This window comes from Pseudoalteromonas aurantia (genome assembly GCF_005886875.1).
GTDB classification, from domain to species: Bacteria; Pseudomonadota; Gammaproteobacteria; order Enterobacterales; family Alteromonadaceae; genus Pseudoalteromonas; species Pseudoalteromonas aurantia_A.
Map to the genome: position 1 here is coordinate 1 of NZ_PNBY01000027.1, position 23643 is coordinate 23643.

The following is a 23643-nucleotide window of genomic DNA, read 5'->3' on the forward strand; positions in this document are numbered from 1 at the left end:
CAAGGCAAATGCCTCACACTCCGTCTCCCTGACGAAGGTCAGAGCCCATTCCAGTCGAACCGCCAAAGTAAAATAGACTCTGAACCAAGTTCAGAGCGACGAAGCAGTGGTGCACCTTCACACATCAGCACCACTTCACACTCCGTCTTCCTGACGAAGGTCAGGATCCATCTCAATTACAGTCACCAAAACCAACCCTACACACCGTCACCCTGACGAAGGTCAGGGCCCATCCCAACCAAACCACCAAAGTTAAATAGACTCTGTAACCAGTTCAGAGCGACGAAGCAGTGGTGCATCTTCACACACCAGCACCACTTCACACACCGCCCCCAATTTATACACCGCTCCCAATTTATAACCCGTTTCCCTGACGAAGGTCAGGATCCATTTTAAGTATGCACTTCAAGGCAAATGCCTCACACACCGTCACCCTGACGAAGGTCAGGGCCCACCCCAACCAAACCACCAAAGTTAAATAGACTCTGTAACCAGTTCAGAGCGACGAAGCAGTGGTGCACCTTCACACACCAGCACCACTTCATACACAGCCCCCAATTTATACTCCGTCTTCCTGACGCAGGTCAGGATCCACCTCAAATACAATCACCAAAACCAACCCATACTCCGTCTCCCTGACGAAGGTTAGGGCTCATCCCAACCAAACCACCAAAGTTAAATAGACTCTGAAACCAGTTCAGAGCGACGAAGCAGTGGTGCACCTTCACACATCAGCACCACTTCACACACCGCCCCCAATTTATACACCGTCTTCCTGACGAAGGTCAGGATCCATTTTAAGTATGCACTTCAAGGCAAATGCCTCACACTCCGTTTCCCTGACGAAGGTAAGGGCTCATCCCAACCAAACCACCAAAGATAAATAGACTCTGAAACCAGTTCAGAGCGATGAAGCAGCGGCGCACCTTCACACACCAGCCTCACTTCATACACAGCCCCCAATTTATACTCCGTCTTCCTGACGCAGGTCAGGGTTCATCCCAATTAAAATCACCTACCAACCTCAACAACTTAATGTAAAAATAACGTAACAGATAAAGCCATGTTAATTATGTGGACTTCAACGCAAAGCCTATTCAAACCGACATAAATCGTGCTAAGTTACCAGCCAATAGCTAAATTATAAGACGAAAGGCTCGTCGTTTTAGCGTAGCAATACAGTAACAAATACACGGTTACACTTGGCATAGAAGCGGTTGAAGGAAGCAATACAACTGCGGCGGCTCTGCTTATACACTCCTAGGTATACACAAAGCCGCAGAACTAACAGGAATTTTAATGCGCTTATATCAAGCAGCTTTAAGCGGCCACAAGCACACACACTATAAAACTACCCATTCTAACAGTGCCCAAAAGTGCATTACGTATTGTGCTTGCCACTCTTTTGAAAACCCGTCTTCTGCAAATCTGAGTTCATCAAACCAATATTCAGTAAACTCACACAGTGAGCACCAACCATGAACAATACCGCGTCTTTGTCTAAAACAAATAGTACACTCCAATACTACGCCAATAACGCGCACGATTTTGCACAGTCAACACTACACGTGGATATGGCCGAGCTATACAAAGAGTTTTTGCCATTATTACCATCGCCGCATCACAGCGAGCATGAAAAAATACATATTCTCGATGCCGGTTGCGGTGCAGGGCGCGACGCACTCGCGTTTAAGCAACTCGGCTATAAAGTCACCGCCTTTGATGCCTGCAGTGAACTGGCCGACATTGCCAGCTTTCATTTACAACAAAGCGTGTACGTAAAAACCTTTCGACAAGTTAAAGAACACGCGCAATATCACGGCATATGGTGCTGTGCCAGTTTACTTCACGTTGCCCATAACGAGCTCCCAGACCGTTTCACCAAGCTCGCTAGCGCATTAAAACCCAATGGTATTTTGTACGCCTCATTCAAATACGGCAAAGGCGAGCGCAGCGATGGCAACCGCACATTCAGTGATTTAACCGAAACATGCCTAGAAGATCTACTAGAACAAATCCCCAGTTTAAACGTGGTTAAAGTATGGCAAAGCAAAGATCAACGCCCCGATAGAAGCGAGCAAGTGTGGTTGAATGTGGTGGTGAAATTGAAGTAATTATAGTTTTAACCTAGCTCAATTTATTGATTTTAAAGCTTTAGTGTTGATAATACACATTAAAGTTAATTATTAACTGATACGGTTAAGGAAGTAACCGTGTTTTAACAGGATTTTTTATGCGGTTAAAAGAAGCCCTCAGTGTCTTATCAAAGTCTTCACCTTATTCAGTTTCGACTCTTAGAAAAGGTCAGCAGCCTAATGAATACAAGTACAAAGAATACCTCTATATCGAGCCTCAAATTGCAATTGATTTCGAGCGAGCATTAAATGAAACCCCAACAAATAGCATTTTATTTCTCTGCGGTAGCTCCGGTGATGGTAAGTCAGAGGTATTAACACGGTTATACAATAAGCCAGAATTCCAAAATGTAGTATTTCATTTAGATGCTACTCATGGAAAAACCCAACACGGTACAGCGGTTGAAAGCCTTGATGAGCTGTTTGATAAGCAGAAGAAACAACAACATAAACTCGCTGTCGGTATTAATATTGGTATGTTTCAAAAGTTTATTAAGTTTGGCTCTGATAAGCATAGCGACATTAAAGTGCTATTTTCTAAATTTTTAGAAAATAGACATGAAAAAGGGTATCAAATAGAAAATGCATATTTTTATGATTTCGAAAGTTATCCTAGATTGCATTTCAACAAATGCGGTGTGAAATCTGAGTTTGTTGTTTCTTACTTAAAAAATTTAACAAAAGAGTGTGCTTCTAACCCATTTTTCGAGCTATATCTTTCCGAAAAGCAAAAAGAAAGCCAAATAGCCTATAACTTTCAAGTAATAGGCTTGCCTGCATTTCAAAATGCGCTTGTTTATTTATTTGGTCTGATTAGGTTGCATGATGAGCAATTTTTAATACCTAGGCTTTTTGTTGATTTTATCTACCAAATAATCACAACAGAAAATGATGACGGAATAATTGGTAATCTTTTCAGTCGCCTAGATAATCAGCTTTCTAAAAAAATAGTTACCCAAGACCCTCTCCAAACTAGTAGCGAATTACTTGATAGTTTCTTACTAGCGCTAGCAACTGATTCTTTAGATGAAAACACTCTAAAAAGCATCAACTATCTTCAAAAACTCACAGGCTGTAAGTTAAGCAGGAATAACCTAGTTAGGTTTTCGTGGGTTTTAAATAAAGAGTTAGGCGACCTCTATCCTGAAAGTGATTTAAACAACCTAATTAATAATGAAGTCTTAGAAAGTTACTGCGCTCTTTATGAAATACTTATTAAAAGTGAGTTTAATGAGGAAGAGGCAGATTTATTAATCGGTATTTTAGAAGAAAATTTACTAGCTGATGTGGCTAACTATGTGAATAGAAAAGTGAACACCGATGTCAGTGGTTTTGTGATCAGCCGAGAGCTAAAAGACTATGCTATTTGTAACAAGATAGAAGCGGAAATAGATCTTGATTGGCTTGAACAAAATAAACTAACAGCTCCAGATATAATGCCAGTAAGGTACTTAGTTAATGGCGAGGAACCTGTTACGCTAAACCTTGATATCAAAGTATTTACTCTTATAAAAAATATCCAGCATGGTTACTTACCAAACAGTAACTTGCATAATGAATACACAAAACTCGAAGAGTTTATATCAGAGTTAATCGCTGCTACTTCAAAAGCTAAGGAAGTGCGAATTATAGATAAAAAAGCGCAAGGTACTTTCTATGCAGAAGCTAAAAAGGGACGTAGAGGCTATACAGTATTTGGTGATTTCAAATGAATGAGCATTTAATTAAATCAAAAGAAAATTTTAATGGCACTTATGAAAATAACGCAGCACGTTATCTCCCAATAGGGCCGCAAGTACCAAAAGAGCAAAACTTAAACTGGAATATTGTTTACAAAAATGTATGCCAAAACTTATTTTCACTTGGGTGTGAACAAAAAACTCTAGAAGAGTTTTATGAAAGTATCTTAAAAGATATAAAAGAAAATCGACAAACAAAAGATTTAGCGACGATTATTGAGAAAGTTTACTTCGAAAATACTGAATCTATTGAAATTACGCCATATTCTAGGCTTGTAAATAGCGAGAAGGCACTTATCAGAACTAAAACAATGATAGACGTGTTTGATACTATGTTATGCGGTATAACTACTAAAAATATGGATTTTATAGGAAATAATTTTCTTGAAGAGATCGTAAATGCCAGTGCTAAGAAATTATGTACCGAAGTTGTAAAAAACAAAACGAAGACTGCATATTTGCCATTTTTATCCAAAAAATGCCAAGAAGATTTTTTGTTTATTAGTGCTAGGCCTGGATTACTCAATGAGTCTATAGAACATCTTATAGAGATATATTCCTTTTTATACATTACTCAGTTATCACTTCATTTATATTCTCCTAAATTACGCTTCAGTGAACCAACTAGTAAAGAAATGTACTTTATCTTAGAAGGGGAAAAAGTAAGCAAAGAACGACATTCTACATTTCTAAAAGGTTACAAAAGGGTTTTTGAAAAAGATGTAGGTGCTAGTTATGATATTTTTCCTCATTTAGGTTACTTAGAATTAATTGCAACTGAACCTCTTTGGGTTATAAGTCAACAAGCCCATGAACAAGTTTTTATTGACCAAATAAACGAATTGAATTCAGCATTTTGTAGTAAGTTCAATATCCATTTTGCTGGCTATCGAAACTCTTTTGAAGACGCTATAAATGATGGATTGATTTACCACAAAGAAATTTTTAAAGAAAACAATAAAAAGTCAACACGTTATGATGCAAACAAAAAGGTTTGTGATTCTGCTGCGACAAACTTTGCTGGTAATTTTAGGGTCAACAAAGTCCGAGCGGGTGGTTGGTACTTCCAATTATCAACTAAGACAGTATTACTTATCACAAATTTTATTATTGGAAATAAGGAAAAGCTATTAATCGATGATGTAGTTGAAGGCTTTAATGAGCGTGGGATTTATTTTGACCTCAAATCTAAACAAGCACTTTTAGCGATATATAAAAATATCGGAAATGTAATTAAATTAAGTGATAGCGGGGATGCAGTTTATGTCACAAGTACCATTTGAGTCGTTCCTTCTAAATCTTTTTATTGAGAGTATTAAACTTAGCAATACACGCTCAACGAAATTCCATTATGTGTGCCCCGACCCTGATAAAGCCAAAAAATTATTTAATGCACGTTTAGGTGTTTTGAATACAAAAAGTAGCACCATAATAATTGACGGTGTCTCTGTACCTGAGGTTGAAGCAGAGTGTGGGCTAAAGTTGATTATTATGTTGCATGATAGTGCAGCAAAAGAAAAAGAAACGTATAGCGAAGATTTTATTGCAAATGTAAGAGATGCGATTAATAACCTAGAAAATACCAGTCTATTTGTAATACACAACAGTGCTTTAGAGACAATACTTACAAGCTGCCAGGATATAAGTGTAAATGAGGGGGTTTTTACACCTAAGTATGTACAAAATCAGTTGGATGAATTAGCTCAAGAGCACAAATATACAAATGTCATTGAAGCTATCGCAGAAAAACAAAAGCGCGACGTTGAAGAACAAAATTTAAGTGTATTTGGTTACGAAGCGTTATATAACTCAATAATCAATAATGAAACAAAATTCCAACAGCACGGCCTTTTCCAAGATAGTCGCTTATTAGAATTTACTGATAAAAAAGCGATTAGAAATGATATTAATAAAAATGGACGACTCTACACCGAAATAGAGATAATCAAAAACGACGACCTTAAAGAAGATGACGCCAAAAAGAAATTTGAAAAGCTAGGGTTTGGTGAGAAATTTACAAAAGATAATTTTCTCAAGAGTGATAAATGGAAAGATCTTGAGTTTAGTGTTTTAGAGACTGAAATAGAAAATAACAAAACAAGAAAACTCACTTTTGAGCAATTAGAAGTGAATGGTCAAAAGCACAAACGCATCAAAGCTCATGATACAAAATGCAAAGTAAATAGTATTTTGATTGAAGCCGAAGCTGGCACGTTGGAAATAAAGGTTAAATACAAAAAAGGCGACACTTTACTTAAAATGGATGAAGTTAAAGTGGTTGGTGATTATGCACTAAGCAGGTTAGATCCTCGTATCGGCAATCATGAAAAATATAGCATTCTGACAACTAACTTTAACTATGATGGCAGCGTTAAGTTATTCCAAATTAAGTTAAACCGCAATAGTGGCCCTGAAAAGATACAACTTAATGTTCTGTTGATCCCCAAAAACACGTTCCCATTAATAAATATATGGGAAAAAATAACACTAGAGTTTAAACGTAATAAAGGGCAGTTAAACCTAGATAATGTCACTGAGCCGCTTGTGTTTAATGAAGAGTTACATGAAGCTCTTGATGTAACAGTCGTTGACTCAAAAGTTGATTTACTAAAAATAGGAAAAGTAAACTTCTTACCTTTACTTGAAGCAGAAACAGCAAGCATCGCTACTCTTTGTTATGAATTTCATGAGCTACCAGTACACCTTTTTGGTAAAGCCAGTTTAGAGAAAATTAAACTACCGAGTATTCTTGATGAGAGCCGAGTAAACAATATTTATAGTTTAGATGGTCAAGCAAATTATAAAACCGAAACTCAACGTGTTGTTTATGCAGGTAAAGAGAAAGAGCTTTCTGTAAGCGCAAAAGGCTTATGTAGGATAGAAGCTGAATTTATAGAAAGTAATTTACTTTATAAGCAACAAACTACTGATGAGCAGCTCAAGCTAGTTGAATTAAAAGATATTAACGCCAATTTAGCTGAAGCATACCAAACTCTTTATAACTGGCTTTCGACTAACAATACCATATTGTCATTAACAAGCTGGCCCGAAGAATTACAAGTAATAGTTGAAAGCTTACTTGAGCACTTTGAAACAGCCTTAAATAGTATTCCAGAAAGTTCCTTATCTACTCATCATAAAGCCCTAGTTAAAGTGGGCATGTACCATGGGAAATTTGAGCAAGAAGAAGATGCGACAGATTGGTTGACGCCTTTTCACCCTATGGTGTTGAGTTATTTATTGCAATTGGTAAAGCAAAATAATGACGGCAACAAAGCGATAGGCAAGTTGCCAAAAGTCACCATTGATAAATTGACACCGGCGGGACTACTTCCAGTTGTTTATGATGCTAACTATGACTACGCATATAGCAAGCCCGCTTCAGCAAATAGACTCTGGTTGCAAATAGTACCTCAGAAGCAAAGTAATCAAAGTTATGTCGCTAAGTTAGTACAAGAAAAGCTTCATGATTTCATCGGTTGTTTCAACATGTTATTTGAGAGAAATCAAAATACGCCAGTACTAATAAACTCAATACATAACCAAAAGAATGAATATGTGTTTGAAGGCATAATTGATTACTATCGCCGAAATAAGAAAAAGGCACTACGAATTCATATCACTCTGTACGATGACAGGCTGCACAACACAGCGTTTGATACATTTACTGAGTCCACAGATATTAATGTACTTAGAAAGCTAGTACGTAAGAAAGAAAGCGAAAAAGTAGACGAAACTGATTCTTTGATAAATCTTGTAAAAAGTAAACTTATTTACAGTAAGAAGGTTAATCAAGAAGATTATGCTTATGCCCACATTTCCTTTTTCAAAAATAATGAAAAAGTTAAGCTTGTCGACAAAGCTGCAAATAGCGCCAACTCTGGTGTTGGTTGTAATGGTTTAATTGCAGGTGAAGCTTCGTATCTAGAAAATGAAAACTATTACACCGGTTTTGGTGTTAAAGGGCTTGAGCAGCTAAGCGCACCAGTAAGATTTGCACTGAAATACAATAGCTTGTTTAAGCCATTTCGCGATAATACCGCGAGTTATAATCCCTCTATTGTTCCAGCATTGGCTGTCAAAGATACATTCAGGCAGTCATTAAATTCCATTTATTCATCGAGTATATGGACATGTATTGTAGATCCAAAAGTTACGCTAGAGTTTTTTGATGATAAAGATACTATTCTGATCCATTATTCAGATAAGTACACAAATTGTACTGGCTATGATGCGATTACTATCTCTACTAAAACGGATTTGTATCGCGGCTTGCTGAAAGAAACCTCAACAGAATTGGTTAATTCATTTAATGCAATTAGTGGTCAATGGTTACTAGATGTAGTTAAAACAGTGAGCAAACCGCAAACTGTCAGTGTTCAAAATCAATTGAAAGAGAAGCAAGGTATTGTTGCTGCTTATAAATTCGTTTCAGGGCTTTTGGCTAAAAGTGACATTACGTGGGTCCCTTTATCTATTGCTGAATTAATTAGAGTAACAGGCAATTTAGGATTAAAAATATCTGAATCTGATTTTTCTGCTCGTTTGCAGAATAAAAAGCATAAGGTGATGAGCGATGATTTATTGCTTGTTGGGTTCAAAAAAAACCAAATGTACTTGCTTCCACTTGAAGTAAAAACTCGCGAAACTGGTAATGACTTCAGTAAAGCAATAGCGCAAGCTGTAGAATTAAAATCGTTTATGAGTGATCTACTCTCTGGTAATGACTTAAAAGCACAAATATACCGAACTCTATTTGTTCAGCACGTATTCGCTCAAGTAGAGCGTTTTGAGCTATATAAGCTGTTTTCAGAAAAGTACTTTGCAGCACTTGTGAGTAATAAGGAGTGTTATCAGCAAGGTCAGTTTGAATTATGTGATGTTGAAGATTATGTTGACGGCTTTGCTATAGCGTTCAAAAACGACTTGAAAACAGCAAGGACGAAACCTAAAATTGATGAAGCAACGAACATACTTACAATTGAGATTTCATTTGGCTGGTTGCGTTTTCTACAAAGTAACCCAATTGAATTAATAAATGAAAAATTAACTACTAGCCAAGAGTTGCCTGAATTAAGCAAATACACATTATTTGATACTGCACCAAAATTATTAAAGTATGAGCCGTTGGTTGGCAGCAACGGTTCTAATGAAGGTATTAACACCAAAGAAATTGAAACTTTGCAACTTGATAGTGAATACAACAATGATATAGAAATTTGCGATATAGAAAGCAGCGAAGGAACAGAAATTTCTTGGAATGCGCAGTTTGACTATCCAGAAGAGTTTGAAGAATTAATTACTATACTGTGCGAATGCTTACAGTGTAATTTAACGAAAGAAGACCTGTTTGCACTTACCGAAAGTGATTTCTTAGGTTTAGTTAACAACGATAATATTTATTTATTGCCTTTCTACAAGTTAAAAGATTTCCTCAACAATCCTATTCAAGAAAAAGCCAAAGCAAGTGTTGTATTGCTTAAAGACTTACTAATTGACCAAGAGTTTAATGCGCTTGCAAACTTTATTATTCGTTCATTTGGTGAAGAAATTACAGTTGAGCAAGTTACCGAGTTAAAAGACACTCAAATGTTAGCATTAACTGGCTTTGGTACAGGTAAGCTTGGAAAATTTAATGAATTTAAACAAAAGTTAGCTGAGGATACATTTGCTGTAGCGGCTAGTGATGAAGTCACATTATTAATAGAAGATTATGATATTGACTTAGCAAGCTTAGAAACAGAGTTAAGCAATAGTTTACAAAGCTATTTAGAATCAGCTAAAGAGCGTGATAAACAGATTTTCACTCGTAGGTTAGGCATAAACACCCAGAGTGAAACACTTGAAGAGATAGGCAAAGACTTTGGTTTAACAAGAGAGCGTATTAGGCAGTTAGAAGTCAAAGCTAAAAAGAGCTTTCTCTCTAAATTAACCATATCTCAAAAAGTCATTAAAGCAGTCGTGCAGTCAAACTTGAGTGAATTGCGTGAGCCTTTATTTCCTCAATTAAGGCACTGTTTTACCAACCAAAAACAGTTTTATATGTTTTTAGAACTTTGCTGTGGCCTTGAAGAAAACGAAATTCAATACATTACAAACCCATCATTATCTAGAGACACTTTTAACGAATTTTGGATAGCTAACAAGTCGCCAGCACCCCTTGATGACTTTATTTGGTATTTACATGAAACTGCTGATATTGATTTGGCTGTAGCTGAAAATCAAATATTAAGATGGCAAGAAAGTGGCCACCTTGAGTTAATTAACGAAAACGTTCAACCGCTAAAACTACCTAAAGTAGAAGTTATTGCAAATACATTGCTAGACTTTCCAAATGGTGCAGCATGGCAATTGCTTCAACAAAAAGCTGAAGAAAAAGGCATTAGTGCAAATGAAATGTTGCTTGAGCGACCTGAGCCAGGTATTGCCAATGGCTGTGATCGTGAATTAATCTATCAAAGTGGTCGTGGTTTTTATAGGCACCTATGCTATTTGCATATCAGTGACCAAGATATTCAGTATATTTTGACTACCGTCAAATCAAAGCTACAAGAATATAAGCATACAAATAGAGATGCAGTGAATTTATCTGTAGATATTTGTGACCAAACTCGCTTTGTCCATGACTATTTTGTTATACGTTATGTAGTTAGAACATTTGGTGAAACTGCTGGTATTTACTTCAATGGTAAATCTGGCGCTGATACGGTAAGTCTAAATAGTGAGTTTAGTCTAGCTTCACAACGGTCAGTTTTAGTCAGTGTGTTTAAAGATAGTTTAAGCCCACTAAATAAACACGATGTTGCAGCGAGAATTCGCAGTAATTCATTAGGCCATGCAGCCTTTTATATGGATATTTTATTAACTGAAGGTGTCATTGTTCGTATAGACGAAACCCATTATTCTCATGTTGATAATGCTTTCAAAGGCTATAACATCGAAGAAATTATGCAGCATGCAGCTGTATTTATTGAAAGAGAAAAAGACATCATCGAAGGAGAAAGCTTACAGTCATACTTAAACCGTAAGCTAGAGCTTCAATTAAACAAATACTTTTATATCTCTTTATTAAAAGTTCATAGTGGCGATTTCGGGTTAAGCCTTTATTTTGTTCAAAACTTAATGTCTAAAGTTGAGTTACAAGAAAAGGGCTTAGCAGATTTTTGCCGTCAAGCATTGCTTGTCACTGATTCAAATGCCGGAGCAGTTGAATGGGTTAAAGCAAGAATTTGCGTCTACGATCATGTTGTAAAACGTGTTCTAAGCCAAGTTGCTAACGCAACCAAATATGATCAAACAGTAGCTGTTATAACAGAGACTGAGCAACAAAGTAAAAAACTTGATAGCAAAATTAATGTTGAAGAAAGCCACACGTTAGAAAATCTTGACATTGAAGCACCTGAAGCACCTGAAGCACCTGTAGCACCTGAGCAAGTAAGTAACCTAAGTAGCATTCAAAATAATGTTGAACCATTTAATATTGAGCGCACTCGCGTACTTATAGGTCGAGACTTAAATACTAATGAAGTTATTTATTGGGAGTATGGTAATAAAGCACTAGCAAATAGGCACCTCATTGTTTTTGGTCGTTCAGGGCAAGGTAAAACCTATTGCATACAGGCGCTTTTAAGTGAGCTTGCGAGAGTGCATGTAAATTCATTAGTTGTAGACTACACAAATGGTTTTTTACCTGAACAATTAGAGAAAGAATTTAAGCAATTAGTTAACCCTAAAACTGATTTAATCGTACACGCACCCATAGATTTAAACCCATTTAAAAAGCAAAAAAGTGTGATTGCAGGCATTGAGCTCAAAGATAAAGCACATGATGTTGCAACCCGTATAGCCTCTGTTTTTAACTCAGTCTTTTCTAGTATTGGTGAGCAACAATTGCCAACCTTAATAAGGGTAATTGAAGAGGGTATTGAGCTATATGGTGCTGATTATAGCTTTAATAAAATGCTAAAAGAGCTTGAAGAGTATGATGCTATAGGCGCAAAACTTGCCAATAAGCTAATGCCAATTGTAAAAGCGAATATTTTTGCATGTAAAGATAATGAAAATGGATGGCAGGCAATATTTGAAGACAAAGAGTCTGTTTGTCGATTAATACAAATGGCCACACTTTCCAGAGATGTATGGCGCGCTGCTACAGAATTTATACTTTGGGATTTATATGCTCATGCGTGTTTACATGGTGATAAAACTAAACCGTTACCTGTTGTACTAGATGAAGTGCAAAACTTAGATCATCGCGAAGATAGTCCACTAGCTAAAATGCTCACAGAAGGTCGCAAGTATGGCCTATCACTTATCTTGGCGACACAAACACTAAGCAATCTTAAAAAAGATGAGCAAGACCGTTTATTCCAAGCTGCGCATAAGATATTTTTTGCACCAGCAGAGACTGAAGCTGATAGCTATGCAAAATTGCTCGAACAAGCAGTACCCGGTACAAGTAAAAAATATTGGGCTAATGAGCTTGCAACGTTGCAAAAAGGTGAATGTATTTCAGTTGGGCTTTATATCGATAAAGATGGACACATAAAACAAGGTGCTAAAAAAGTGAAAGTAACTGCATTGGGTGAAAGATCATGACGGCCAATGAGTTACGCAAGGCTGTACTCGGTGTAAAGCGTTGGAGCCGTGCCGATCAGCGCGCGCCCAACAAGCCCCTTATGATGGCTTATACACTAGCGAATTATATAAATGGCCACGGCCAAATGTTTAGTTTTGAAGATGAAGTAGAGCATCAAGTAAATGACCTATTGAAGCGCTTTGGCCCGTCGAGAAAGTCTTACCATTCTCTATACCCGTTTTGGCGTTTAATTAACGATGGATTTTGGCGCTTAGATAATGCCGAAGAGTGTTTGCCACGAAAAAGTAATACCGATCCACCTAAATCTGAGCTAATAAAGTATGGGGTAACGGGTGGATTTAACGATGAAGCTTACCAGCTACTGAAAAATGATACGCAATTAGCAATGGAGCTTTTGAACAGCATTTTAAGTGAAAGCTTTCCTGAAAGTATTATTCCAGAAATCACGTCACAGCTTGGCTTAGAATTTACCTTTAGGCAAGTGCAAAAACGCGATCCAAATTTTAGGCGTGAAGTGCTCAATGCCTACAACGGTAAATGTGCAATTTGTGGCTTTGATGCGCGTTTAAATGATGACTTGTTTGCTCTAGAAGCTGCGCATATTAAATGGAAACAATTTAATGGCCCATGCTCAGTAAATAATGGCTTGGCATTGTGTTCAATTCATCATAAAGCACTTGATAAAGGGGCTATCACAATTACCAATGAAATGCGGGTTCAAGTTTCAAGTGCGGTTAATGGAGGTGGAATGGTTGAACAATTGATTTGGGATTTTGACACTAAGCAAATACAGCTTCCTCGTCAAACAGAGTGTTTACCGTTAAGTTCGTTTTATCAGTGGCATTTTGAAAATGTTTTTATGTAGTTAATAAATTTTGTAAAGGCTTTCTGTAAGAAGTACCTCAGTGTAGCGTGTGAAATTTTGTAAAAGATCAAAAGTGTTTAATCAAATACTTATTAAAAAGTTTAAAAAGGATAGTTTGGAGGTGTTTAGTGACGATAGTCGAAGCCATAAGTCAGGCTCTTATTGATATGAATAGGGCGTCCACTTATGGAGAAATTTATCAGCATATAATTGATAATGATTATTATACATTTGGTGCAAAAAATCCGGTTTCAGTTGTAAGAGTTAAATTAAGAATTCACTGCGCAAACGCAAATATAAAAAGCGCGCAAATGACAAAGAAATACTTTAAAAGTGAGGGGGGTAGAGGTAAAGATGAGCTATTTACCTTACTCGAACAACCTATTGTACCTGAGGAAAAGGTTGTACATATATCGAGTGAAAACTTACCTCTGAACGAAGAGAAAAACGAATCTTGGTTTGAAAAGGTATATGTAAACCCTTTTGAACTTTTGTCTAAATTGACAATTAATAGAGTTGAAGTTCATAAAATAGCGGCTATTGAATGTTTTTGGATGCTAATGGGGGCTTTTTTACCAATTATCTTCGATTCACTATTAAGAATAGTCTTGCTAGACAAAACCTTCATAGAAGCATTTGCTTCTAATGTAAAAGGGGGGGAGGTTTTTCTTTTAACATCAGCGCTAATAACTCCATTCTATTTTTTATTATACCGTTATGTGAAGTCTGATCCTGAGTATAAGAAAGAAAATAAACTACCTTATTTCGGTTTAATACTCCCTGTAACACTAGTATCAACAATTGCAGGGTTGTTTGCATTTTCTTACTACCGGATTGGAGTGATAATAAAAAATCAATACTCAGTTAGTCCTGCAAATGAACTATTCAACTTTGAATTTGGTTATTGGGCTTGGGCAATTTATTTAGTCTCACTATGTATCTGGTATTATGCGTCCTATATGAATCATTTAGGTACCGGTGAGTATAAGAACATTCGAAAGGATCAATATGATAAATTGTCAAAAGAATATGATGCAACGCAGGAGGCAGCTTAATGGAAAATATAGTAATAAAAGCGCTTAAAGTAACGCAGCCTATTGGTAACTTTTATTGTGGTGTCATTGATGCAAAGACATTAAGTGAAATTACCTATTCTGATGTTAGGCGTTTATCAGACGATGGCTCTAGAGAACTAGACGATTTTATTGGAATACAACGGCCTCTGAACGAAACTAGAGTCAAACAGATTAATAAGTATGTAACAAGCATAGATGCAACATTTCCTAACTCTATTATTATTTCTATAAATGAAAATTCTGCTAGTTGGTGTGAAAAGACATCAGAATTCACAATTGCTTATGAAACAGATGATGATAAGAGGCATTTAGCTAAGATACTTGATGGCCAACACAGGATTGCGGGTTTTGATAGTGCAAATAGAGTTTTTTTAGATGAGGAGGATGCGAAGAAGGATTTTGAGTTACTAGTCACTATATTTGTAGATGCAGACATTTCAACACAAGCTAATATATTTGCTACAGTCAATTTAGCTCAAACAAAAGTAAATAGAAGTTTGGTATATGATTTAGAGTCGCTTGCAATTTCCAGAAGTCCTGAAAAAACGGCGCATGACGTAGCGGTACTTTTAAATAATAAAGCCGGACCATTCTATAAGCGTATAAAGCGGTTAGGTGTTGCAACTCCAGATGTAGAAAATGAACTTTTAACTCAAGCTGCTTTTGTTCAAAACTTATTAAAACTAATTACACATGATGAAAAAAGTGACAGAAACTATTATTTAGCGAAATCTAAAGGCGGAAAACTTGCATCTGGAGCAACACTAGAGAAGGTCGGAATTGAAGATTTTGCTAAATATCCTTTTAGAAAGAGTTTTATAAAGGATAAAGATTCTGTAATTGCTGCCAATATAAATCACTTTTTTACTGCTGTTGAAACACTTTGGCCTAATACCTGGGACAAAGCTAATAAGAGGTCAGCGTTAAATAAGACTATTGGGTTTATAGCTTTAATGAGAATTCTCAGAAATATTTTGCAAGAGATAAGTAAACTTGAAGGAGTTGATGAAGATAGAATAATAACTAGTGATGAATTCTATGAAATGCTTGATGGTGGAGCTCTTGATGAAAATGAATTTGAAACAATTGATCCAACATCTAAAACAGTAAAAGTTATTTACGATATGGTATATGAAAACCTAGCTTTAGAATTGTAATTTAGTTGTACTAGTTCTTTTTGATAGAGCTAGTACAATTTAAATTTATACATATATGAGTTAAATTTTAGTCAAATCATTTATTTTGTTAACATTTCTAATATAGGGTGTACCATTCTCAACATACGCTGCCCACGCCATCTGTAATTCCTTATCAGAAAAATCAGGGTAGCGCTGTTTAAGAAGTAACTCGGTTACTTGCTGGGTTTTCCCCAGCCAGGTGAATTTATCGAGTTTAAGGCTACCAGAAAGTTTGTAGTCAGTTGTTTTATCAAATACAAAACCACTTTCTACTGAATGGAAAAAAGCAATACGTGCTGCTACATTGGGTGTAATGCCTGTATTGGCTTTGAGGTTTTGCAGTTGCTCTTCAACTGACTTTTTAAGCCACATAGTTTGCGGTAGCATTATACGGCCTCCTTAATTTTACTCGCCCAAAAATAACCTTCAGAAAGCATTGAGCACTTAGTGATTTGGTCAAACTCAATCTCAAATGCATGTGATACTTTGTTTGCCATTATATCGTAGTAGTCTTGATCGACCTCGGTATCGGTTGAAAGTAAAATTACTTGCTCGCCAGCTTCTGGGAAGTAATGTTTAATCAGTTTATTACGGTGTTTTGAGTCTAATCGGCCAAGCGGGGTATCAACTACCACTGGCAGTACTTTGCCTGAAAGCTTACCTAGCGCCTCTAAAATCGCAAAGGCAAAAATTTGCTTTTCACCTGCCGACATTGATTTTCGGTTAATGGTAATACCATCTTGGTCAACCAAGTTAACATCGAAGGTAGTTGGGTCTATTTGTGCGCTGAGTTTTAAGTCTTCTTTACGCGCTAGTTTGCGATAAGACTTGGCAAAGAGTTCTTCTAGTTGCTTAACACGCAGCTGGGTAAGCTCGTTAGCAAACTCTATAAGTGCTGCATTAGTTGCATCAACACGAGTAACCGCCTTAGTAATTGAGCTTTCAGTTTTTTGGCTCACATACAATTTCTCTAAGCGTTTTGCGTTTTCTAGCGCTTGCTCGACTAACTTTTTAGCTTTTAAAAGCTGATTGGTGTATTTAGTTTTAAGCGCTGATTTTTGCGTATCTAACTCACGCAGTGACGTATAAAGGGTGCTTAGCTCTTCTTCATCAGGCGCACGTTGAATATTCAATGACAGGTTTTCGTATTCAGTCGTAGTTGCCTCAATCTTTTCAGAAAGGTCAGCAATATTTTGTTTAGCTGTGTTTGCATTTTCAAGTTGTGCTTTCATAACAGCAAAATCAGAGTCTGATATATCAAGCTCTAATACTTCAAGTGCAGCACCTGCATTTAATTGTGCAAAGTATTTATTTACTTCTTTGTATATATCAGATGCATTATCTGCAAATTGCTGGCTTAGTACGGTCTCTAATCCTGGCATATTTTGGCCAAGTTGCTCGGTAAAGGCCCGTTTGGCTTTTATTTGCTGCTCGTTTTCAAGCTCTTTAATTAAACCCTGCATGGCTGTTGGTGCCAATGCCATTGGGAATTCACTGCTAAGCTCATTCAGTATTGAGGTGTTTAATGTGTTTTGCTGTTTTAAAAGTTCATCGGCACGGGCTTTTTCTTGCGATTTGGTTTTTGCCCAAGCGCCGCCACGTGATTCAATTTTATGCTCGATCAACTCAATTTGTGTATTGATGCCTGCAAGCTCGCTTTGAATACTGGCTTCGAGTTCGCGCTCAGTATTGGCTTGTAAGAGAAGTTGTTTTTTCTCTTCTTCAAGCTCGGCAATTTTACGTACCGTACTTGCTGATGCTTTGTCTTTAGTGATTTGCTTTATGTAAATATCTAAATCATCACCAAGGCGATTGATTACATCTAGACCAAGTAGTTTTTGTACGGCTTCTTTTAAATAGGTGCCTGTGTCATCTTCTGCAAGCTCGGCAATTTTTTCACCGTCAAAAAAGAATAAGTCGCCTATACCCGGCGGAACAAGCTCATTTAAAAAGCTTTGTACTTGTTCTGAATTAAGCGTTTGGTCTTGTTTGCCGTTTTCACTTAGCGTAACAACTTCATCGCCATTACTGCCCCAAGCGCGCTCGATAACATAAGCGTTATGCTGGCCTTGATGTGTATGGGTAAACTCAAGCGTTACTTTGGCTTGGCTTTGGTTGTTATCTTTAAGCGCTTTTTTGTTTATTTGCTCACTTAAAAAGGCGGTATAGTCTTTTTTATGCACTGTATTACCCAGTGCTCGGCGACCAAGTAACGCTAAACGAATGGCCGTTAAAATAGAGGTTTTACCTGCACCATTTAAACCACCAAATAAAATAATGGGCTTTTCGTTAAACTCATCTTTTTTTGGTGTGAGGTCTATATGTGTGGTTTGGTTAAATACACGAAAATTATGCAGTGTTAGGCTTTTAAAAATCATGATAAGCCCTCTTTAACTAGTAGCTTGTTGAGCGCTTCAAGCTCTTGTGAAATTTCTTTTACTTCTTTTGATTGGCGCATTTGATTTTGGCGACTTTCTAAATGTTCTTCAATAATTTCTTCGGCAGATTCCCAGTCTTGCTGTACTAATCGGCCAAGTTTATTAAATATGCCTGTGCGGCGTGTTAAACCACTCATTGATGTTTCAAGATCAATCAGCTTTTTAATCATATGCGGTGAAATACCATGCTTGGGGGCAATGGTGTTTAGTAGCTGGCTTTCTTCACGGCTAAATTGTGTGGTGTCGTCCAGTGTCCAATCAAGGTCATAGCCATACACTTCTTTAAAAATGGCTGGCAGTGAGTCATCCCAATCAGGCTCGTTAGGGTCGTTCAACCATTCGTGGCGCACAGCATGAAGTTCTGGAATAGTGATCAGTGCTTGGCCACTTAAATGTTTTTCGAGTTTTTTTTGTAGTTGCAGTAAAACGCGTAACATAAAGCGGCGGTATTTAAGTAGGTAAGGGCCTGTTGTGTAGTCGTCTAGTAATACTTTTTCGCCATCTTCTTTGAGTGTTTTAAACGCTAAGCGTCCATTACGGCGAATATGGTTACGGTATTTCTTTTTAAGTGCAGGTGACGTACTGCGCGACAAAATATTACGGTATTTAAGTAATGGCTCCATCCATGTTTCACCGTTTGCTACTAGGCTTTCCATCGCGCGGTCTTTTGTTACTACGGTACATGTCCAACAGCCAAAACGTGAGTTACCACATGACGGTGTTGTTTCGTCTATGACTAATGGGCATTCACCTTGACCAGAAGAATCTTTGTAAAGGTTCCAGAGAAGTAGGTTTTTACCACCCCATGGGTTTTCCCATTCTAGGTCGTATTTATCTATCCATTTATTGCGTGGGCCGTATGGTGTTTCTTGTTGTTTTAAGTGGCATAAACGCAGGATTTTCCATACATCATCAACATGCCATGTGTCGATAGGGGTATAAATAAATGCATTGGCAAGTGTGGTGTGCACTGCGAGGTCTGAGCCATCAATTTTGTGCTTTTTAATTACTTGCGCCCGCGATGCACTTTCTTGTGAGCGAGAGCCTAATACAACAATGACTTCATCATATTGGCTTACTTTTTCAGTTATAAAGGTACTTACAGGGTCAATTTTCATGCGCTCTGTGCACCAACGAAAATTACGCGTTGGTGCTGGGTAGCCTTTACCTAATAGGTTTGACCAAAAGGTTTGTTCTGTTTTAGGTGTCACTTTATGTGCTGTAATAGGTAAATCATCACGCTTGGCACCATCGTTGATTGCTTTTAGTGAGTTATTTACATGATCAACAACCACAGGTGTTTCTACCAGTGTGTCCGAAGCTACCACAAAGACAGGCTTATGGCGTTGCTCTGGCTCTAAACCTAAAAGCGACATATAAACAAGTGCCATGACAGCTGATGAGTCTTTACCTCCACTATAGCCAATAACCCACGGGCGGGTGTCAGCTAGGTAAACACGTTGTGTGTCTGCAATAAATTCACTTAAATAACGACCTGAAAACTGCTCGTTTTCGATAAAATCGATATACTCTTCTTCCAAGTCGTGTTGGTGTATTAACTTCATGCGTTTAGTAACTTGTTCTCTTTCTGTAATTCTTCAGGCGTGGGTGTTAGGCCAATTTCACGTTTAATTTGCATTGCGGTTAAAAAGATATTTGATACCGCTTTTGATAAACGCCCATGCTGCATCGCTCGGTTCGCCCAGGCTGGGTTTGATTTGAGCCAGTTTACTTTACCTAGCTTTTCGATGTAACCGATTTGTTGATTTTCGTCTAGTTTCAATAAGCATTGCCCGACAAAAGCTATTGCTTGAAGTCCAATACCATGTGCACTTATAAATTCTTGCCTAAATTCAGGTGCAGCTAAAGTTTTATTTTGAACTTGTTGCCACTCTAGCATTGAGTCATTTAGCTTACTCCAAAATTTAACTGCAATGGCTTTTTCTCCGTCAGTAAAGCCCTCTTTTGGTCCTTTACCAAAAAGTGTTCTATTTGATTGTTTTATACCACTTAGAGTGAAAAGCTTATTACTTCTCACAGAAATAGAAGAACGTTCGAATTCAGTGAAGCCTAAAAATGGCTTTGAATTATTTGCTAGATAGCGCGCTATCTCAGAAGACTGATCGCGGTGATCATAAAGTGTTGCAAGTGAGGAGCTGGGTCTTACAGCATATTTGTTTAAATCTGCAAACATTTGCTGGCTGCGCTTTAACCCTTCATCTACAAAAAAGAGTACAGCAATGTTGTCTTGGCCAAGCTCTGGGCTTTCTTTTATTGCTTCTTCAATTGCTGCGCGGCGGTGTTGGCCGTCATTAATAAGAATTTGTGCATCCATTGGTACAACAAGTGTACCTAGGTTTGGGTTTTCTACTGAATTTTTAAATTCCACCTCGGTCCCTACAGATGCCGTAAGTGCTGAAAATACATAATCATCAGGTGAATCTAACAGGTAACGTGCCATCTCAGGAATTCTGCTTTTATTAAGCGTTCGTTGTGAGCGAAGTTCGGCTGGTACCTCTTCTTCATCATACATAAAAATCTTAGGAATAATGCGAAGAGGGCAAGTGGCTATATAAAAAGGTTTACCGGCTTGTTGCCCTCGAACCGCAGGAAAGCTGTAATAGTAATTAGAGTCTATGTTGCTCATTGTGTTTTACGTAATAATGAGGTGTACGTAATATTATTACGTACATTACGTGTTTTTTCTAGTTTTTTAGCTATTAAAGATAAATAAAATATATCTTGTACGTTATATGTTCGTTTTTTATTGTTGTGTTTTATGAAATTTATCCCCTTTCAGCTCCACTTTCCAATACGCAAACACTTTCTGCAGAATGTCCCAATCAGGCCATTCTGCTTTTGGTACACCTTTAAGCATTTGTGCTAACTTTTTATCAAAACGTTGTTGTGCTCTGTATTCGTTTGTATCTGGCTCAATAAAACCCAGTTTGTTGTAAAGCGGTTGCAGCGGGTATTCGTTGCCATAGTAAAAGTAGTCTATGTCTTGTTCGGCAAGTTTTACTTTTATGCGCTCGGTAAGTAGCGGGAGTTTTTTGCTGTAATCATCATATTTTAATAGCGTTACTTTGCCTGAGCGCATGTGTATTTTGATTAGGTCGATGTCTTCAATATCACCATATAGCTGTGCAGCACAGCCAATATACACTCTTAAAATTGCAGGTAACTTGTTTAAATATTGCTTGGGTAGTGTGTAACTTTGGCTATGGTTAAACTCACCAATGTTGATTTGCTCGAATACATGAGTACAAGCATTCGCTATATTGGCCGGTTCTGCTATTGAAAATAACAGTGCTTTGGCTTGCTCAAGGGCCTGGTTTAAGCCCTCAAAGTGCGTTTTTATGTCGCGTTGTAGCCGGTTAGGTAAATGGCTTTTTGCTTGGCGTTTACCAAATAGGCTTAGTGCAAAATACACCAGTAAATCTTGTTGGCGCTTTTGTTGGGCAGCTTCAAATTCTTCGAAATCAAATTGGCTTTGAGCAAGTTCAAACGCTTTGTTGTGGCTGTTTATTATTGCTCTTAGTTGCTCACTTAATTCAAACTCGTCGTTAGCAGGTATACGGCCATAGTGTAGGCAATGCTGCCAAAAAACTTCAAATAGTTCAGTGTGTTTTTCAAATACGCTTTGTTTAACGCGTTCGGGCAGTTTTTTAGCAATAGGGCGCTTTGTAATATGTTGCCATGCATGGTTATTAAATTGCAGTTCAACGTGATGTTGCTCTAATAAAGCCGGGCATTTAAATACGGCGATGATCCCTTGCCCAAATGGTAGTGTGCTTACATTTAACGTTTGCTCTATATATTCTCGTATTTGTGATTGGCTATAGTATTTTTGAAAGGTGTTACGCTTGGTGATCACGCCATCTTTATAAGGTTTAAATTGCTCAAATATGTTTGAGTTAATTAGCATAACTGATACGAGTAATAGCTTATCACACAGTGCGTATGCTGCTTTAAGCGTTTGCTCGCGCTCGTCGTAGTCTTCAATTACATTCAGTACAAAGCCGAGGTTTACTATGTCGCTTTGCACTTTGTGGCCATTGGGTTTATGTACTGGGTCCCATGCGTTTATGTTTAGGCCATGGTTAATGCATTCGTTGTAGTCGTCCCCCAAACCACTACCTAGATCCTGTATTGAGTAATCACCATTTAAATACCCAAATTTGGCGAGCTTTTGAAAGGGGGCAGAGAGCCTATCGCGGTTTATTGCTGTTTTATGCCGCTGTATTGCATGTGTTGTTGTATCGGCAGGTATTGGTACATGCTGTGTAAGGGCAATTAGATCGCCTTTGTCATTGAGTTGATAGCCGTGTCGTTTAATGAGCTTTTCCCACTGATTTTTAAAACCAATGGTTTTGGTGTTTTGATATAAGCCTATTTGTTCACCTTCACGCGTATGTTGTTTGAACTGCTCTATAAGTGGATGGTTTGGCAGTACAAAAGCTTCTTTTCGGTGGAGTATGGGGGGATTGTTTGAGCTTTGGTAATCTGTGATTTTAAAGGTGTTTTCGAGCAAGTTGACAGTAATGCTGGTATGTAATTGTGGGTAAGCATAGGTTTCGAAGTCTGGGTAATACAGCAGGGTAAGTTTAAAGTCGCGTTTGAAGAGTTTGAGTACGTTCCAAGGGTGTTCAAATTGATGATGGTTTATTGTGTGCTGCAAGAGTTGGTATAACTCGGCTGGTAAAACGGTTTGTAATGCACTTTGGTGCAAGTAAATTGCAGTGGGTAATGATTTACCCACTGTGAGGCTTTTTACCAGTGTTTTAAATTTAGGGTAGTTTATTAAAGTCGACATTTTCGAAGTAGTAATAGTAAGCCCTGCCACGTTTCTCAAAGGTTAGGTCACCACGCTCACGACGATGCATTAACTCGCACCCACTTATTTTGAGGTGTGCTTGAGTTTGTTTGCTGGTAAGCCATTGTTTTGATGTGTTTGGCATATGCGTAGCACTTATAAATAGTTGTTTTTAATATAGCGCGATTTTTTGTTTTTTTATATGTGTTGGTTGTTGGTTAGGGAAGTTTGAACTTCAAGCACACGTTCACCCATGTAAAAGCGCTCTCTGTTGAGGTTTTGCTCGATCACTTGGGTGATGAGCTGCTCGTAAATACCGATTTGTTCCACGATTATTCCTTTTACGGCTTTGTTGTAGTTGCTGTAACTCCTTGAAACGAGGTTTAGTTTAATTTATTGGGGTGAGGTTTGGAAGGGATGTGGAGTAGGAGGTTAGCCTTGACTTTGGCGTGTTTGGTTGTGGAGGACCCTGACCTTCGTCAGGGAGACGAAACTATTTTAGGGTGACGAATGACGTGTAGGTTTTGCGTCATGGTTAGTTTTTTATTTGTCTCCCTGAATTTATTTCAGGGTCTAGGGAGGAGAAATGCCTTGGCGTTAGGGGGTCATTGAGATGGACCCTGACCTGCGTCAGGGAGATGATGGTGGGGGAGTGGAGACTGGGGTTAATTGGCATGGGCCCTGACCTGCGTCAGGGAGACGATGGTGAGGGAGTGGAGACTGGGGTTAATTGGCATGGACCCTGACCTTCGTCAGGGAGACGATGGTGGGGGGGTTGAGATTGGGGTTAATTGGCA

General features: G+C 37.9%; 14 protein-coding genes. 7 read left to right on the forward strand and 7 right to left on the reverse strand.

The genetic code is table 11. The features are described 5' to 3' along the window. Nucleotides 1-1478: 1478 nt before the first annotated feature. The 7 genes from CWC18_RS06060 (at nt 1479) to CWC18_RS06090 (ending at nt 15571) form a co-directional block, all read left to right on the forward strand. The gene (locus tag CWC18_RS06060) at nt 1479-2114 is read left to right on the forward strand and encodes a class I SAM-dependent methyltransferase (protein ID WP_138674902.1); all 636 of its coding nucleotides are present in this window, start codon (nt 1479-1481) and stop codon (nt 2112-2114) included. A 119-nt stretch (nt 2115-2233) separates the two neighbouring features. After that, the gene (gene dptF, locus CWC18_RS06065; RefSeq protein ID WP_138674903.1) at nt 2234-3847 is read left to right on the forward strand and encodes a DNA phosphorothioation-dependent restriction protein DptF; all 1614 of its coding nucleotides are present in this window, start codon (nt 2234-2236) and stop codon (nt 3845-3847) included. Beyond that, nucleotides 3844-5157: a DNA phosphorothioation-dependent restriction protein DptG gene (dptG, locus tag CWC18_RS06070; RefSeq protein WP_138674904.1), complete on the forward strand. Its 1314-nt coding sequence runs from the start codon at nt 3844-3846 to the stop codon at nt 5155-5157. Before dptF ends, dptG begins: the two co-directional genes overlap by 4 nt. Continuing rightward, nucleotides 5138-12472, forward strand: coding sequence for a DNA phosphorothioation-dependent restriction protein DptH (gene dptH / locus CWC18_RS06075; protein ID WP_171041044.1), 7335 nt, complete (start codon nt 5138-5140; stop codon nt 12470-12472). The genes dptG and dptH overlap by 20 nt, the downstream gene beginning before the upstream one ends. Then, nucleotides 12469-13338, forward strand: a complete 870-nt coding sequence (locus CWC18_RS06080; protein ID WP_138674906.1) for a phosphorothioated DNA-binding restriction endonuclease — start codon at nt 12469-12471, stop codon at nt 13336-13338. Before dptH ends, CWC18_RS06080 begins: the two co-directional genes overlap by 4 nt. Before the next feature lie 128 nt (nt 13339-13466). After that, nucleotides 13467-14393, forward strand: a complete 927-nt coding sequence (locus CWC18_RS06085; protein ID WP_138674907.1) for a hypothetical protein — start codon at nt 13467-13469, stop codon at nt 14391-14393. Then, entirely contained in the window at nt 14393-15571 is a 1179-nt protein-coding gene (locus CWC18_RS06090; protein ID WP_138674908.1) for a DGQHR domain-containing protein, read from the forward strand. The genes CWC18_RS06085 and CWC18_RS06090 overlap by 1 nt, the downstream gene beginning before the upstream one ends. A 60-nt stretch (nt 15572-15631) precedes the next feature. On the opposite strand, the gene dndE is transcribed toward CWC18_RS06090, so the two are convergent. The 7 genes from dndE to CWC18_RS21700 form a co-directional block, all read right to left on the reverse strand. After that, on the reverse strand, nt 15632-15979 hold the full coding sequence (dndE, locus tag CWC18_RS06095) for a DNA sulfur modification protein DndE (RefSeq protein WP_138674909.1): 348 nt from the start codon (nt 15977-15979) through the stop codon (nt 15632-15634). Then, on the reverse strand, nt 15979-17970 hold the full coding sequence (gene dndD / locus CWC18_RS06100; RefSeq protein ID WP_138674910.1) for a DNA sulfur modification protein DndD: 1992 nt from the start codon (nt 17968-17970) through the stop codon (nt 15979-15981). The genes dndE and dndD overlap by 1 nt, the downstream gene beginning before the upstream one ends. Continuing rightward, nucleotides 17967-19595 carry a DNA phosphorothioation system sulfurtransferase DndC gene (locus CWC18_RS06105; protein WP_138674911.1) on the reverse strand — a complete coding sequence of 543 codons (1629 nt, stop codon included), beginning with the start codon at nt 19593-19595 and terminating at the stop codon, nt 17967-17969. The genes dndD and CWC18_RS06105 overlap by 4 nt, the downstream gene beginning before the upstream one ends. After that, nucleotides 19592-20677, reverse strand: coding sequence for a DNA sulfur modification protein DndB (gene dndB, locus CWC18_RS06110; protein ID WP_138592837.1), 1086 nt, complete (start codon nt 20675-20677; stop codon nt 19592-19594). The genes CWC18_RS06105 and dndB overlap by 4 nt, the downstream gene beginning before the upstream one ends. Nucleotides 20678-20794: 117 nt before the next feature. Next, the gene (locus CWC18_RS06115; protein WP_249930084.1) at nt 20795-22792 is read right to left on the reverse strand and encodes a DNA phosphorothioation-associated putative methyltransferase; all 1998 of its coding nucleotides are present in this window, start codon (nt 22790-22792) and stop codon (nt 20795-20797) included. A 28-nt stretch (nt 22793-22820) separates the two neighbouring features. Continuing rightward, nucleotides 22821-22991, reverse strand: a complete 171-nt coding sequence (locus CWC18_RS20995) for a hypothetical protein (protein ID WP_171041045.1) — start codon at nt 22989-22991, stop codon at nt 22821-22823. A gap of 53 nt (nt 22992-23044) precedes the next feature. Further along, complete coding sequence (locus tag CWC18_RS21700) at nt 23045-23176, reverse strand: hypothetical protein (protein WP_283957018.1); 132 nt, start codon at nt 23174-23176, stop codon at nt 23045-23047. Between the last annotated feature and the right edge of the window lie 467 nt (nt 23177-23643).